This is a genomic window from Bradyrhizobium sp. S3.3.6 (assembly GCF_040546905.1).
Lineage (GTDB): Bacteria > Pseudomonadota > Alphaproteobacteria > Rhizobiales > Xanthobacteraceae > Bradyrhizobium > Bradyrhizobium cytisi.
Window position 1 is genome coordinate 34,557 of sequence record NZ_JBEPOT010000024.1, and the last position, 11,874, is coordinate 46,430.

The 11,874-nt window shown below is 65.0% G+C and carries 14 protein-coding genes; 11 read left to right on the forward strand and 3 right to left on the reverse strand.

The genetic code is table 11. The features are described 5' to 3' along the window. The first annotated feature begins 45 nt into the window (after nucleotides 1-45). Both ABID59_RS36850 and ABID59_RS36855 read left to right on the forward strand, forming a co-directional pair. The gene (locus tag ABID59_RS36850) at nucleotides 46-789 is read left to right on the forward strand and encodes a GyrI-like domain-containing protein (protein ID WP_354086599.1); all 744 of its coding nucleotides are present in this window, start codon (nucleotides 46-48) and stop codon (nucleotides 787-789) included. Nucleotides 790-794: 5 nt separating this feature from the next. After that, nucleotides 795-1,511 carry an SIMPL domain-containing protein gene (locus ABID59_RS36855; RefSeq protein WP_354086600.1) on the forward strand — a complete coding sequence of 239 codons (717 nt, stop codon included), beginning with the start codon at nucleotides 795-797 and terminating at the stop codon, nucleotides 1,509-1,511. A 162-nt stretch (nucleotides 1,512-1,673) separates the two neighbouring features. Here ABID59_RS36855 and ABID59_RS36860 read toward each other — a convergent pair whose 3' ends face one another. After that, nucleotides 1,674-2,735: an MBL fold metallo-hydrolase gene (locus ABID59_RS36860; RefSeq protein WP_354086601.1), complete on the reverse strand. Its 1,062-nt coding sequence runs from the start codon at nucleotides 2,733-2,735 to the stop codon at nucleotides 1,674-1,676. A gap of 438 nt (nucleotides 2,736-3,173) precedes the next feature. Here ABID59_RS36860 and ffh point away from each other — a divergent pair, with 438 nt between their 5' ends. From ffh to leuC, 6 genes are all read left to right on the forward strand, one after another. After that, on the forward strand, nucleotides 3,174-4,721 hold the full coding sequence (ffh, locus tag ABID59_RS36865; RefSeq protein ID WP_148756085.1) for a signal recognition particle protein: 1,548 nt from the start codon (nucleotides 3,174-3,176) through the stop codon (nucleotides 4,719-4,721). 99 nt (nucleotides 4,722-4,820) lie between these two features. Next, complete coding sequence (gene rpsP, locus ABID59_RS36870; protein ID WP_100181398.1) at nucleotides 4,821-5,153, forward strand: 30S ribosomal protein S16; 333 nt, start codon at nucleotides 4,821-4,823, stop codon at nucleotides 5,151-5,153. A 9-nt stretch (nucleotides 5,154-5,162) separates the two neighbouring features. Then, nucleotides 5,163-5,708, forward strand: a complete 546-nt coding sequence (gene rimM / locus ABID59_RS36875) for a ribosome maturation factor RimM (RefSeq protein ID WP_354086602.1) — start codon at nucleotides 5,163-5,165, stop codon at nucleotides 5,706-5,708. Between the two features lie 109 nt (nucleotides 5,709-5,817). After that, nucleotides 5,818-6,573, forward strand: coding sequence for a tRNA (guanosine(37)-N1)-methyltransferase TrmD (gene trmD / locus ABID59_RS36880; RefSeq protein WP_354086606.1), 756 nt, complete (start codon nucleotides 5,818-5,820; stop codon nucleotides 6,571-6,573). 109 nt (nucleotides 6,574-6,682) lie between these two features. Next, the gene (rplS, locus tag ABID59_RS36885) at nucleotides 6,683-7,063 is read left to right on the forward strand and encodes a 50S ribosomal protein L19 (protein ID WP_148756083.1); all 381 of its coding nucleotides are present in this window, start codon (nucleotides 6,683-6,685) and stop codon (nucleotides 7,061-7,063) included. 327 nt (nucleotides 7,064-7,390) lie between these two features. Then, nucleotides 7,391-8,797, forward strand: a complete 1,407-nt coding sequence (gene leuC, locus ABID59_RS36890; RefSeq protein WP_354086603.1) for a 3-isopropylmalate dehydratase large subunit — start codon at nucleotides 7,391-7,393, stop codon at nucleotides 8,795-8,797. A 137-nt stretch (nucleotides 8,798-8,934) separates the two neighbouring features. Here leuC and ABID59_RS36895 read toward each other — a convergent pair whose 3' ends face one another. Beyond that, nucleotides 8,935-9,195 carry a hypothetical protein gene (locus ABID59_RS36895; protein WP_148756081.1) on the reverse strand — a complete coding sequence of 87 codons (261 nt, stop codon included), beginning with the start codon at nucleotides 9,193-9,195 and terminating at the stop codon, nucleotides 8,935-8,937. Nucleotides 9,196-9,216: 21 nt separating this feature from the next. Then, on the reverse strand, nucleotides 9,217-9,510 hold the full coding sequence (locus ABID59_RS36900) for a hypothetical protein (RefSeq protein ID WP_354086607.1): 294 nt from the start codon (nucleotides 9,508-9,510) through the stop codon (nucleotides 9,217-9,219). 156 nt (nucleotides 9,511-9,666) lie between these two features. Here ABID59_RS36900 and ABID59_RS36905 point away from each other — a divergent pair, with 156 nt between their 5' ends. The 3 genes from ABID59_RS36905 to ABID59_RS36915 all read left to right on the forward strand — a co-directional run bounded on the left by ABID59_RS36905 (nucleotide 9,667) and on the right by ABID59_RS36915 (nucleotide 11,618). After that, nucleotides 9,667-10,065, forward strand: a complete 399-nt coding sequence (locus ABID59_RS36905; RefSeq protein WP_148756079.1) for a metallopeptidase family protein — start codon at nucleotides 9,667-9,669, stop codon at nucleotides 10,063-10,065. Between the two features lie 79 nt (nucleotides 10,066-10,144). Continuing rightward, nucleotides 10,145-10,750 (forward strand): 3-isopropylmalate dehydratase small subunit, encoded by a 606-nt coding sequence (gene leuD, locus ABID59_RS36910; RefSeq protein WP_148756078.1) that lies wholly within the window; start codon nucleotides 10,145-10,147, stop codon nucleotides 10,748-10,750. Nucleotides 10,751-10,832: 82 nt separating this feature from the next. Beyond that, a complete protein-coding gene (locus ABID59_RS36915; RefSeq protein ID WP_354086604.1) occupies nucleotides 10,833-11,618 on the forward strand; it encodes a glycosyltransferase family 32 protein in 786 nt (261 codons plus the stop codon). The last annotated feature ends 256 nt before the right edge of the window (nucleotides 11,619-11,874 follow it).

An 11,874-nucleotide genomic window follows, 5' to 3' on the forward strand; every position in this document is an offset into this window, starting at 1 on the left:
GCGGCCGGGTTAAGGCCTTGGTGGGCAAGGTCTGGGGAGAATAAAATGAACACTTTTCGTCGTCTCGCTCTGGCCGCATTGATCCCGGCAGTCGCGCTGTCGCTTAGCCCGTCCGGCGCTCCGGCGCAGACCCCGAGCCCGGCGCCCGCCGCGTCGGCTAGTCCCTCGCCGGCCCCGTCAGCCGCGCCCGCCCCGGCTGCAAGTGCCTCGCCTGCGCCCGCGGCAACTCCCTCGCCGGCACCATCGCCAGCGGCCAGCGCCTCACCGTCGCCGGGCCTGGCGGCACCCCCGCCCGCCGCGTCCGTTACGCCCGCCCCGGTGCAGACCGCCGATCCCTTCGGCCTGGAGACCACGCTCGAGGCCAAGAAGGTCGTGATGGTCAAGGGCACCGCCAATTGGGACTCGGCCTTCGACACGCTGGTCGACGCCTTCAAGGCGCTGAACGCGCTCTTGGACAAGCAGGGCATCAAGCACGCCGGCAATTCGATGATCGTCTACACCTCGACCGACGACACCGGCTTCACCTTCCTCGCCGAGATTCCGGTCGAGCAGGACCCGAAGAACCTGACCAAGGACATGAGCATCGGCAAATCGCCGGAGGGCAAGGCGCTGAAATTCGTCCATCGCGGCTCCTACGACAACATGGACAACACCTATGAGGCGATCACCAATCACCTCGACGACAAGAAGCTGGAGGCCAAGGACACGTTCATCGAGGAGTACCTCACCGATCCCTTGAAGACGGCCGAGGACAAGCTCGTGATCAATGTGTTCGTTCCGCTGAAGTGAGTCCGATGAAAAAGCCCGCCGCCCTTTTTACGTCCCTCGCCGCTATTTTCGCCGCCACGCTGCAGGCCGCGCCCGCGCTCGCCGACGATTTTCCGTCCGCCATCTCCGTGAGCGGCGAGGCGACCGTCTCGGCGGCACCCGATCTCGCGCACATCGATGCCGGCGTCGCCAATGATGCCAGGTCGGCGAAGGAAGCGTCCGACGCCAACAACGCCGCGATGGGCAAGGTGCTGCTGGCGCTGAAGGGCGCCGGCATCGACGAAAAGGATTACCAGACCTCGCGGCTGTCGCTGCAGCCACAATATGCGCCGAACCGCTCGAACGGCGCCTCGCCGGTGGTCAGCTTCCGCGCCTCCAACCGCGTCACCGTAAAAATCCGCGACGTGACCAAGGTCGCCGGCATCATAGACACGCTGGTCAGCGCCGGCGCAAACGATATCGGCAACATCTCGTTTGAAGTGACGCAAGCCTCGAAGCTGCTCGACGACGCCCGCGAGCGGGCGGTCGCCGATGCCCGCCGCAAAGCCGAGATCTATGCCAAGGCCACCGGCGTCACGCTGGGCGCGCCGCTGAGCGTCGCGGAAGGTGGTGGCCCAGTGCCTCTGTTCAAGAGCCGCATGGCCGCAGCCCCGATGGCCGCGCCTGCTGCCGTTGCGCCGGGTGAGGAAACGCTGTCGGTGACGGTGAATGTGAGCTGGGCGATCAAGCCGAAAGAGCAATAACTCTCGTGTCCCGGACGCGCTGCAGCGTGAAACGCTGCTGCGCAGAGCCGGGACCCAGCAAGCGACACGATACAATACGTCGACATGGGCCCCGGCTCTGCAGCGCATCGTCGAAGAGACGCTGCGCTGCGTCCGGGGCACGAGCTGTGTGCGTGGCGAGACCTAAATCTCCACCACCTGCCCGGGCTTCATCGCCACGAACCGCTCCTGCGGAATCTTGGCGGCATCGAGCGCTTCCACCAGCGCCTTCTCCGGCGCGTCGATCGCTTCATCGGTGAGCTGGAACGTGCCGTGATGATGCCCGAGCGCCTGTTGCGCGCCGCAATCATCGAGCGCTTTCACCGCATCTTCCGGGTTCATGTGCTGATCGCGCATGAACCAGCGCGGCTCGTAGGCGCCGATGGGAAGAATCGCCAGACGCAGCGGCCCGTGCTTCTCGGCAACCCGACGAAAATGTCCGCCGTCGCCATAGCCGGAATCGCAGACGACGTAGATTTTCCCCGCAGGCGTCTCCAGCACAAAGCTCGCCCACAGCGCCTTGTTGCGGTCGAACATGCCGCGCGCCGACCAGTGCCGGGTCGGCACCAGAGTCACGGCGACACCGCTACCGAGCTCGACGCGCTCGTGCCAGTCTAACGCTTCCGCCATGATCGAGGAATCGCTGCTGCGCATTGTGACATCGTTGCCGAGCGGGGTGACCACGCGCGGCGCAAAATTTTTCGCGAGCCGCGACAGCGTCGCGATGTCGAGATGATCGTAGTGCCCGTGCGAGACCAGCACGACGTCGATCTTCGGCAGCTTCTCGAAGGCAATGCCGGGATCGTTGTGGCGTTTTGGTCCGGCCCACCCCACCGGCGACACCCGCATCGACCAGACGGGATCGACGAGGATGTTGAGGCCGCCGGTCTGGATCAGCCAGCTGGCGTGGCCGACGAAGGAGAACCGCGCCCTGTCGCCATCGACGCGCTCCGGCGGGGTGTCGGCATGGGGGCTCGGCGCCCAGTCCGGCCATTTCGCGCGCTTTTGGCCGCCGCCGAACTGCCAGCGGAACACCTCACCGAGCGATCTCGGCGGCGCGCCGTCCGGATCGAAGAAGTGCAAGCCGTCGAAATGATCGGAGACCGGGCCGTCATAGGTTTTCATGCGGGAGATCCAAAGGGGAACACCGACCAGCGCACTGGCCCCGGCAAGCAGTCCGAAGATGCGGCGGCGGGTGATCGGCACGGGGCGGGCTTCAGGGATGGTTGGGACGGTCGGACATCACCGCCTATATGGGCGGGGACCGCCGAAAAAGGAACCCATCGCCGGAAACACCCTGTTTTCAAGAGCTTGCCCTGGCAAAGCCACCCCGCCACCCTAACTTTCCTTGACTTTTGGGCGTGAGCGGCGTTTAACCCCGCCACTTTCTCGGAAAGGCTTTCTTTTCGACCCGCCGCCTGGCCCTCGAGGCCGGAGGTCAACGCCCGACAGCGCGATGCGCCCTCGGGCGCAAAGGTGTTTGGACTTTCTTCTCCCTCGCCCCGCTCTTGCGGGGAGAGGGTCGGGGTGAGGGGCTCCCTCCGCGTGTGGCGCGCGTGGAGAGTCCCGTACCCCCTCACCCGCCGCGCAAGGGCGCGGCGACCTCTCCCCGCAGGCGTGGAGAGGTTAAACAGGACAACGGCATTGTTCGACAATCTGTCGGAACGGCTTGGCGGCATTCTCGATCGTCTGACGGGGCGCGGTGCGCTGACCGAAAAGGACGTCGACGCCGCCATGCGCGAGGTGCGCCGCGCGCTGCTCGAGGCCGACGTCGCGCTCGAGGTCGTGCGCAGCTTCACCGAACGCGTCCGCGAGCAGGCGATCGGCGCCACCGTCGTCAAGTCGGTCACGCCCGGCCAGATGGTTGTCAAGATCGTCCATGACGAGCTGATCAACATGCTCGGCGCCGAAAGCCAGACCATCGACGTCAATTCCGTGCCGCCGGTGCCGATCATGATGGTCGGTCTGCAAGGCTCGGGCAAGACGACCACCACCGCAAAGCTCGCCCGCCGCCTGGTCCAACGCGACAAGCGCAAGGTGCTGATGGCTTCGCTCGACATCTATCGCCCGGCGGCGATGGAGCAGCTGGCCGTGCTCGGTCGCGATCTCGACATTCCGACCCTGCCGATCGTTGCCGGCCAGCAGCCGGCTCAGATTGCGAAACGCGCGCTCGAAGCGGGCAAGCTCGGCGGCTACGACATCGTGCTGCTCGACACCGCCGGCCGCACCACGCTCGACGAAGAGATGATGGCGGAGGCAGCTAGCATCAAAGCGGCGGCGAACCCGCATGAAGTGCTGCTGGTCGCGGACTCCCTGACGGGCCAGGACGCCGTCAACCTCGCTCGCGCCTTCGACGAGCGCGTCGGCCTGACCGGCATCGTGCTCACGCGCGTCGACGGCGACGGCCGCGGCGGTGCTGCGCTCTCGATGCGCGCCGTCACCGGCAAGCCGATCAAGCTGATCGGCACCGGTGAAAAGACCGATGCGCTGGAAGATTTCCACCCCGATCGTATCGCCGGCCGCATCCTCGGCATGGGCGACGTGGTGTCGCTGGTCGAGCGCGCCGCCGCCAACATCGACGCGGAGAAAGCCGCGCGCACCGCCGAGCGTATGCGCAAGGGTCAGTTCGACCTCAACGACATGCGCGAGCAGCTCTCGCAGATGGCCAGCATGGGCGGCATCAGCGGCCTGATGGGCATGATGCCCGGCATCGCCAAGATGAAGAACCAGATCGCGGCCGCCGGCATCGACGACAAGATCCTGAAGCGCCAGGTCGCGGTGATCGATTCCATGACGCGCGACGAGCGCCGTCATCCCGACCTGCTCAAGGCCAGCCGCAAGAAGCGCATCGCCGCTGGCTCCGGCCAGAGCGTCGAGCAGGTCAACAAGCTGCTGAAGATGCACCGGAACATGGCCGACGTGATGAAGGCCATGGGCTCGGGCAAGCGCGGTCCGCTGGCCGGCATCGCTCAGGCCATGGGTTTTGGTGGCGGCATGAAGATGCCGTCTCCGGACGAGATGAAGGCGCTGCAGGAGAAAATGCAGGGCGGCGGCGGACAGGGTCTGCCCAGCCTGCCGAAGGATTTGCCGGCCGGTCTTCGCACCGGTCTGCCGAACGTTCCTGGACTGACCGGGCTGAGCGGCAAGCCGACGCTGCCGGGCCTCGGCGGTTTTCCGGGCAAGAAGAAATGAGGAATTCGTCGCGAGGGATCGCATCGGTCTCACGCAACGCGGAATACCAATCAACCGAACAAAACGTACTTTGCAAACCGTACTTCGAAGGAGAACTAAATGTCCGTCGTTATCCGCCTCGCCCGCGCAGGCACCAAGAAGCGTCCCGTCTATCACGTCGTCGTCGCCGACTCGCGCTTCCCCCGCGATGGCCGCTTCATCGAGCGGCTCGGTCACTTCAACCCGCTGCTGCCGAAGGACAACGAGACCCGGCTCAAGCTCGACATGGACAAGGTGAAGGCCTGGCTCGCCAAGGGCGCGCAGCCGTCGGACCGCGTGTCCCGCTTCCTCGATGCCGCCGGCGTCAAGAAGCGCGAAGCGCGCAACAACCCCGAGAAGGCCGTGCCGCGCAAGGAGCGCAAGGCGCAGGCCGAAGCCGCTGCGAAGGGCTAAGGCTCATCCATGTCGGCGCTGATCTGCGTCGCGCGGATCGGCGCCGCGCATGGTGTGCGCGGCGCGGTCAAATTGTGGACCTTCACCGAAGATCCCTTTGCCGTTAAGCGCTACGGTCCGCTTCTCTCCAAGGACGGCAAGCGCCAGTTCGAGCTGGCGCAGGCCCGCGAAGCCAAGGACCATCTGGTCGCGACCTTCAAGGGCGTCGCGACCCGCGATGAGGCCGAGCGCCTCAACGGAATCGAACTCTATGTCGCGCGCGAAAAACTGCCCGCGACCGATGAGGACGAATATTACCATGCCGATCTGATCGGGCTCGCTGCCGTCACCACAGATGGCGGTGCGCTCGGCCGCGTGCTCGCGATCCATAATTTCGGTGCCGGCGACATCATCGAGATCGCGCCCCTCAAGGGCGCGACGATGCTGCTGCCGTTCACCAATGCGATTGTGCCTGAGGTCGACATCGCCGGCGGCCGCGTCGTGATCGAGCTGCCGCAGGAAGTCGAAGGCGAGGATCCCTCTCCGAGTCGTCCCGGCGAAGGCCGGGACCCATAACCACGAGACGTGTTTTTTCGCTAAGCTGATGGCCCCGATCATCGCAAAACGGACTGCGGTGGTGATGAGTCCTGGCCTTCGCTGGGACGACGGAATTTTTAGAAGCACGATGACAAACCCCTCACCCTGGCGCGCGACGGTGCTGACGCTGTTTCCGGAGATGTTTCCGGGGCCGCTCGGCGTGAGCCTGGCCGGCCGGGCGCTGGCCTCGGACCTCTGGGAGATCGAAGCGCGGGACATCCGGGCTTCCGCCACGGACCGTCACCGCAGCGTCGACGACACTCCGGCCGGCGGCGGCCCGGGCATGGTGCTGCGGGCCGATGTTCTGGCGGCGGCCATCGACGCCGTGGGGGTCCGTCCCGACCGGCCGAAACTGCTGATGAGCCCGCGGGGTCGGCCATTGACCCAGGCCCGTGTCGCCGAGCTCGCCCAGGGCCCCGGCCCCCTGATCGTCTGCGGGCGGTTCGAGGGGGTCGACCAGCGGGTGATCGACGCCCGCGCCCTGGAGGAGGTCTCGATCGGCGATTACGTGCTCTCAGGAGGCGAAATCGCTGCGATGGCCCTGATCGACGCCTGCGTCCGGCTGCTGCCGGGGGTGATGGGCAAGGAAGCCTCGGGAACCGAAGAGAGTTTTTCGGACGGCCTCCTTGAGTACCCCCAGTACACCCGTCCGCAGTTGTTCGAGGGGGTTCCGATCCCAGAGATCCTGACCTCCGGAGACCACGCCAAGGTCGCGGCCTGGCGGCGGACGCAATCCGAGGCCCTGACGGCGGCCCGGCGGCCCGATTTATGGGCCCGAATCCCGCCCAAAGCCCCGAATCGTCCCGGACGCCAAAAAACGGCAAAAAACAAGACAGACGGGTGACAAACGCTCCGGCTTGCCTTATAGGAGCGGCCACATCCGCAATGGCTGGATAGACGAATTTCGCGCAGCCCCCGTTTCCAAGGCTGGGCGCGCCGATGGAGATTTACCCATGAACCTGATTCAGCAGCTCGAAAAAGAGCAGTTCGACAAGCTCTCCGCCACCAAGGACATTCCGGAGTTCGGTCCCGGCGACACCGTGATCGTCAACGTGAAGGTGGTCGAAGGCGACCGCACCCGCGTGCAGGCCTATGAAGGCGTCTGCATCGGCCGTTCCGGAGGTGGCCTCAACGAGAGCTTCACCGTGCGCAAGATTTCGTACGGCGAGGGCGTGGAGCGCGTGTTCCCGGTGATGTCGCCGATGATCGACTCGATCAAGGTGGTGCGCCGCGGCAAGGTGCGTCGCGCCAAGCTCTATTACCTCCGCAATCTCCGTGGCAAGTCGGCCCGCATCGTCGAGAAGACTGAGCACAAGGCCGCCGTCAACGAGTAAGCTCCGCTACCAGACGAGTTTCGAAAAGCGCGGGGCTTGGCCCCGCGCTTTTTTGTTGCGTCAGCCGTGCGCGTCAAAGCCCTCGCGATTCCAGATCTCCCTGCTATATATTCCTGGAATGTTTCCAGATCTGACCTACCTCGTAACCCCCCAGCGCATCGTCATCGACGATCGCTCGCGGCTGCCTGGCCGGTTCTTCGGACGCTTCGCGACCTCGGCAACGTCAGAGCTTAGTCCCGCAGCTTAAAGGCTGCGCTCAAGGCTGCCCTGTTGCCCCGCGCGAACCCGCGCATATCCACTGACATACATTGTTCGGAGCTTAAGCTCATGTCCAAGCCGACCACTTTATACGACAAGATCTGGAACGACCATCTGGTGCACGAAGCCGATGACGGCACCTGCCTGCTCTACATCGACCGCCATCTGGTGCATGAGGTCACCTCGCCGCAGGCGTTCGAAGGCCTGCGCGCCACCGGCCGCAAGGTGCACGCCCCCGAGAAGACGCTCGCTGTCGTTGACCACAACGTGCCGACCACCGACCGCACCAAGCCGAACCCGGATCCGGAGAGCATCGAGCAGATCAAGGCGCTCGCCGACAACGCCAAGGAATTCGGCATCGAATATTACAACGAGTTCGACAAGCGCCAGGGCATCGTCCACGTCATCGGCCCCGAGCAGGGTTTTACCCTGCCCGGCACCACGATCGTGTGCGGTGACAGCCACACCTCGACGCATGGCGCGTTCGGTGCGCTCGCCCACGGCATCGGCACCTCCGAGGTCGAGCACGTGCTGGCGACGCAGACGCTGATCCAGAAGAAGGCGAAGAACATGCGCGTCAGCGTCGACGGCAAATTGCCTGAAGGCGTGACGGGCAAGGATATCATCCTTGCCATCATCGGCGAGATCGGCACCGCGGGCGGCACCGGCTATGTGCTGGAATACGCCGGCGAGGCGATCCGCGCACTGTCGATGGAAGGCCGCATGACGGTCTGCAACATGTCGATCGAAGGCGGCGCGCGTGCCGGTCTCGTCGCGCCCGACCAGAAAGCCTATGACTTCCTGCGCGGCCGTCCGAAGGCGCCGAAGGGCGCGGACTGGGATGCGGCGATGCGCTACTGGGAAAAGCTGCGCTCCGACGAGGGCGCACATTTCGACCACGAGCTGCGGCTCGATGCAGCCAAGCTGCCGCCGATCGTGACCTGGGGCACGAGCCCTGAGGACGTGATCTCGGTGACCGGCATCGTGCCCGATCCCGACAAGATCGCGGACGAGGCCAAGCGTCTCTCCAAGCATCGCGCCTTGAAGTACATGGGCCTGACGGCGGGGACCAAGATCACGGACATCAAGCTCGATCGCATCTTCATCGGTTCCTGCACCAACGGCCGCATCGAGGATTTGCGCGCCGCCGCCAAGATCGCGGAAGGCAAGCACGTCTCTGGCCATGTCAACGCCATGGTCGTGCCGGGCTCCGGCATCGTGAAGGAGCAGGCCGAAGCTGAGGGTCTGGACAAGATCTTCATCAAGGCCGGCTTCGAATGGCGCGAGCCCGGTTGCTCGATGTGCCTCGCCATGAACCCGGACAAGCTGGCCCCGGAAGAGCGCTGCGCCTCGACCTCGAACCGCAACTTCGAGGGACGCCAGGGTTTCAAGGGCCGCACCCATCTGGTGTCGCCCGCGATGGCCGCAGCGGCTGCGATCGCGGGTCACTTCGTTGACGTCAGGGAGTGGCGCTGAGCCACTGCCTGCAATTGTGGGTCATCGAATAAACAAAGGGCGCCGCCGAGGCGCCCTTTTCATTTTGATCGTGGTAGCCGCCGTAGTGGATGCCGCCGTAGCGCAAGCCGCCGCCATGATGAACGACGCTGCTCGCGTCACCACCACGGCCCGTAGCCGAACACGAACGGCGCGGGCACGCCGTAGGGATAGGGACGGTAACCAACGGGCCGCGCATAATAGTGCGGATCGGGACGGCGAGAAGTAGGCGCGATCTCGTATCGCACATGCCGTCGCGCATCGAACACCGCGCGCCCGGCGGAGGCATCCGGCAGCTTCGTCACCCTCTGCGCCGCGAAAACGTGAGGCAGGCCGGCGGCGAGCGCAACAACAACGGCCAGTGCGATCCATCTCGTCATGACGACCTGGTGATGCCAAATTCAGCCGCGACGCCAGTAGCAGCTCATATGCGGCACGATCACCGTGCCGCTCGGCCGGAATTCCTGCACGTAGGTGGCGTTGCACTCGCGGACCGCATCCGGCCCCGGGTTGTAGCGCGGATAGACGCCGTCCGGGGTGTAATAGGGCGTGACGCGGAGGCGGGTCTGGGGCCGCTTGCGCGGCGGCGGGACGTCGTCGGGCGAGACCGCCTGGGCCATGCGGACCACGGGGCCAGCAGTCTGCGCAAGGGTCTGGGCATGCGCACCAACACAGACTTGCGAAAACAACCCCATGCACAGTAGCGTCAGCGCTGTTTTCGCTCGCATTTTTCCGCCCACCTGAACCGTCCCCATCGAGGCCCCAAGCTCCCCGTTTTGGCGGCGCCCGTCAACCTCAGAGCGCTTATAAAGCCGGATGCATCGCTGCGGAACCCGCGCTAAGAACAACCCATGTGGACGGACCTGAAAGCACCCTCGCTGGCCGAGATGGAGGTGACGGCGCACGACATTTTCGAGCGCCTGCCGGCGGGATTCCGCGGCCTTTGCGAAGGCCTGATCATCCGCGTCGATGACTTCCCCACCGAGGAGGTCCTGGACGAGATGCAATGCGACAGCGAGTTCGACCTGCTCGGCCTGTTCCAGGGCGTCGGCTTGCCCCAGCAGAGTTTTGGCGACGTGGCGCGGCTGCCCAACATGGTCTGGCTCTACCGCCGGCCGATCCTGGACTACTGGGCCGAGCACGACGAAAGCCTCGGCCATATCGTCCGTCACGTCCTGATTCACGAGATCGGCCACCATTTCGGCCTCTCGGACGACGATATGGCGGCGATCGAGGCTCGGGCAGACTAGGTCTGCCGAAATCGGCCTAGGATTCGACCCCCGATCGCGATAAATACGCGGTCCCTAACCACTCTCGGGAAGCGCAACCATGGACAAGTTCACTACGCTGGAAGGCGTCGCGGCGCCGCTGAAGATCATCAATGTCGACACCGACATGATTATTCCGAAGCAGTACCTCAAGACCATCAAGCGCACCGGGCTCGGCAAGGGGCTCTTCTCCGAGCAGCGCTACAAGGACGACGGCAGCGAGAACCCGGATTTCGTCCTCAACCAGCCCGCCTATCGCAACACGAAGGTGCTGGTCGCCGGCGACAATTTCGGCTGCGGCTCGAGCCGTGAGCACGCGCCCTGGGCGCTGCTCGACTTCGGCATCCGCTGCGTGATCTCGACCTCGTTCGGCGACATCTTCTACAACAACTGCTTCAAGAACGGCATTCTGCCGATCCGCGTCTCCCAGGAAGACCTCGACAAGCTGTTCGACGACGCCGAGCGCGGCGCCAACGCGACGCTGACGATCGACCTGCCGAACCAGGAGATCCGCGGTCCCGACGGCGGCACGGTCAAGTTCGAGATCGATCCGTTCCGCAAGCACTGCCTGATCAACGGCCTCGACGACATCGGTCTCACGATGGAGAAGAAGGCCTCGATCGACACCTACGAGGACAAGCTCAAGCGCGAGCGCGCCTGGGCCTAAGCCTCAAGTTTTGGTTTCAGCCCCGGCGTCATCGGCGCCGGGGCTTTTTCTTTGCCCGCGATATCCCTTATAGCTTCCGCTTATGCTGCCCGAGATCGTCACCTTCTGGCATGGCCCGATGGACGCGCTGCGCCAGACCTGTCTGTGCTCGCAGCTGGCTGCCGGCCACAAGGTCACCGTCTATAGCTTCGACACCATCCCAGGCCTACCGGCGGGCGTCGGCAATGCCGATGCCGAGGCGATCCTGCCGCACGCGTTCTCCGAACGGCTGCGGCCGCCGCAGCCGGACGGCAGCTGGCGCGACTGGACCACGCTGCAGTTCAGCGATTTCTTCCGCATGAAGCTGATGGCAAAGGGCCTCGGCCTCTGGCTCGATGCCGACGTGCTGCTGCTCAAGTCCGCAATAATCGATCCGGGAAAGCCGTACTTCGCCTGGGAACGGCCGCGCCAGCTCGGCAATTCCGTGATCTATTTGCCGCCGCAGCACGGCATTGTCGCGGCCTTCGAAGAGCTGATGGAGCAGGAGGAGCTGACGCCGAACTGGCTGTCGGTTCGCCACCGCATCACCTTCCTGATGCGCCGCCTGCGCGGCGGCTCGAACCGTCTTTCCGATATTCGTGTCGCGATCTTCGGGCCGGCGGCACTGACCGCGCTCGCGCGCCGCACCGGCGAATTGAGATGCGCGCTGCCGAAGCAGTCGTTCTACGCCGTGCACGCCGAGCCAAAGCTGTTCTTCGATCCCTCGAGCTATCTCGGCCTCGTCACCAACCCCGAGATCATCGGCCTGCACATCTCACCCAAAGGCCGCGGCGGCGAGAAGCCGATCCCGGGCAGCCTGTATGCGTGGGCGACGGAGCGGTTTTCGTAGCTCTCCCTCGTGTCCCGGACGCGGTGCGGCACGAAGTGCCGCTCAGCAGGGCGGGGACCCAGCAACACTGCGAGATGGGTCCCGGCTCTGCGCAGCAGCGTACCGGACGATGCTTCGCATCGCCGGGAACGCTGCAGCGCGTCCGGGACACGAGATCGATCGCTAGAGCGTTAGCCCATCTGACTGAATCGTTGGGGATTCACAAATCAGCGTTTTGGTGATTCAAGCTACCCGCCGGGACGGGAGGCCGGCGGGC

Coding starts and splice junctions, on each gene's coding strand:
- ABID59_RS36855 (WP_354086600.1), top strand. CDS start 795: ATGAAAAAGCCCGCCGCCCTTTTTACGTCCCTCGCCGCTATTTTCGCC.
- ABID59_RS36895 (WP_148756081.1), bottom strand. CDS start 9,195: ATGACGAGATGGATCGCACTGGCCGTTGTTGTTGCGCTCGCCGCCGGC.
- ABID59_RS36915 (WP_354086604.1), top strand. CDS start 10,833: ATGCTGCCCGAGATCGTCACCTTCTGGCATGGCCCGATGGACGCGCTG.
- leuC (WP_354086603.1), top strand. CDS start 7,391: ATGTCCAAGCCGACCACTTTATACGACAAGATCTGGAACGACCATCTG.
- trmD (WP_354086606.1), top strand. CDS start 5,818: ATGACAAACCCCTCACCCTGGCGCGCGACGGTGCTGACGCTGTTTCCG.
- ABID59_RS36900 (WP_354086607.1), bottom strand. CDS start 9,510: ATGGGGTTGTTTTCGCAAGTCTGTGTTGGTGCGCATGCCCAGACCCTT.
- rplS (WP_148756083.1), top strand. CDS start 6,683: ATGAACCTGATTCAGCAGCTCGAAAAAGAGCAGTTCGACAAGCTCTCC.
- ABID59_RS36850 (WP_354086599.1), top strand. CDS start 46: ATGAACACTTTTCGTCGTCTCGCTCTGGCCGCATTGATCCCGGCAGTC.
- ABID59_RS36905 (WP_148756079.1), top strand. CDS start 9,667: ATGTGGACGGACCTGAAAGCACCCTCGCTGGCCGAGATGGAGGTGACG.
- rimM (WP_354086602.1), top strand. CDS start 5,163: ATGTCGGCGCTGATCTGCGTCGCGCGGATCGGCGCCGCGCATGGTGTG.
- rpsP (WP_100181398.1), top strand. CDS start 4,821: ATGTCCGTCGTTATCCGCCTCGCCCGCGCAGGCACCAAGAAGCGTCCC.
- leuD (WP_148756078.1), top strand. CDS start 10,145: ATGGACAAGTTCACTACGCTGGAAGGCGTCGCGGCGCCGCTGAAGATC.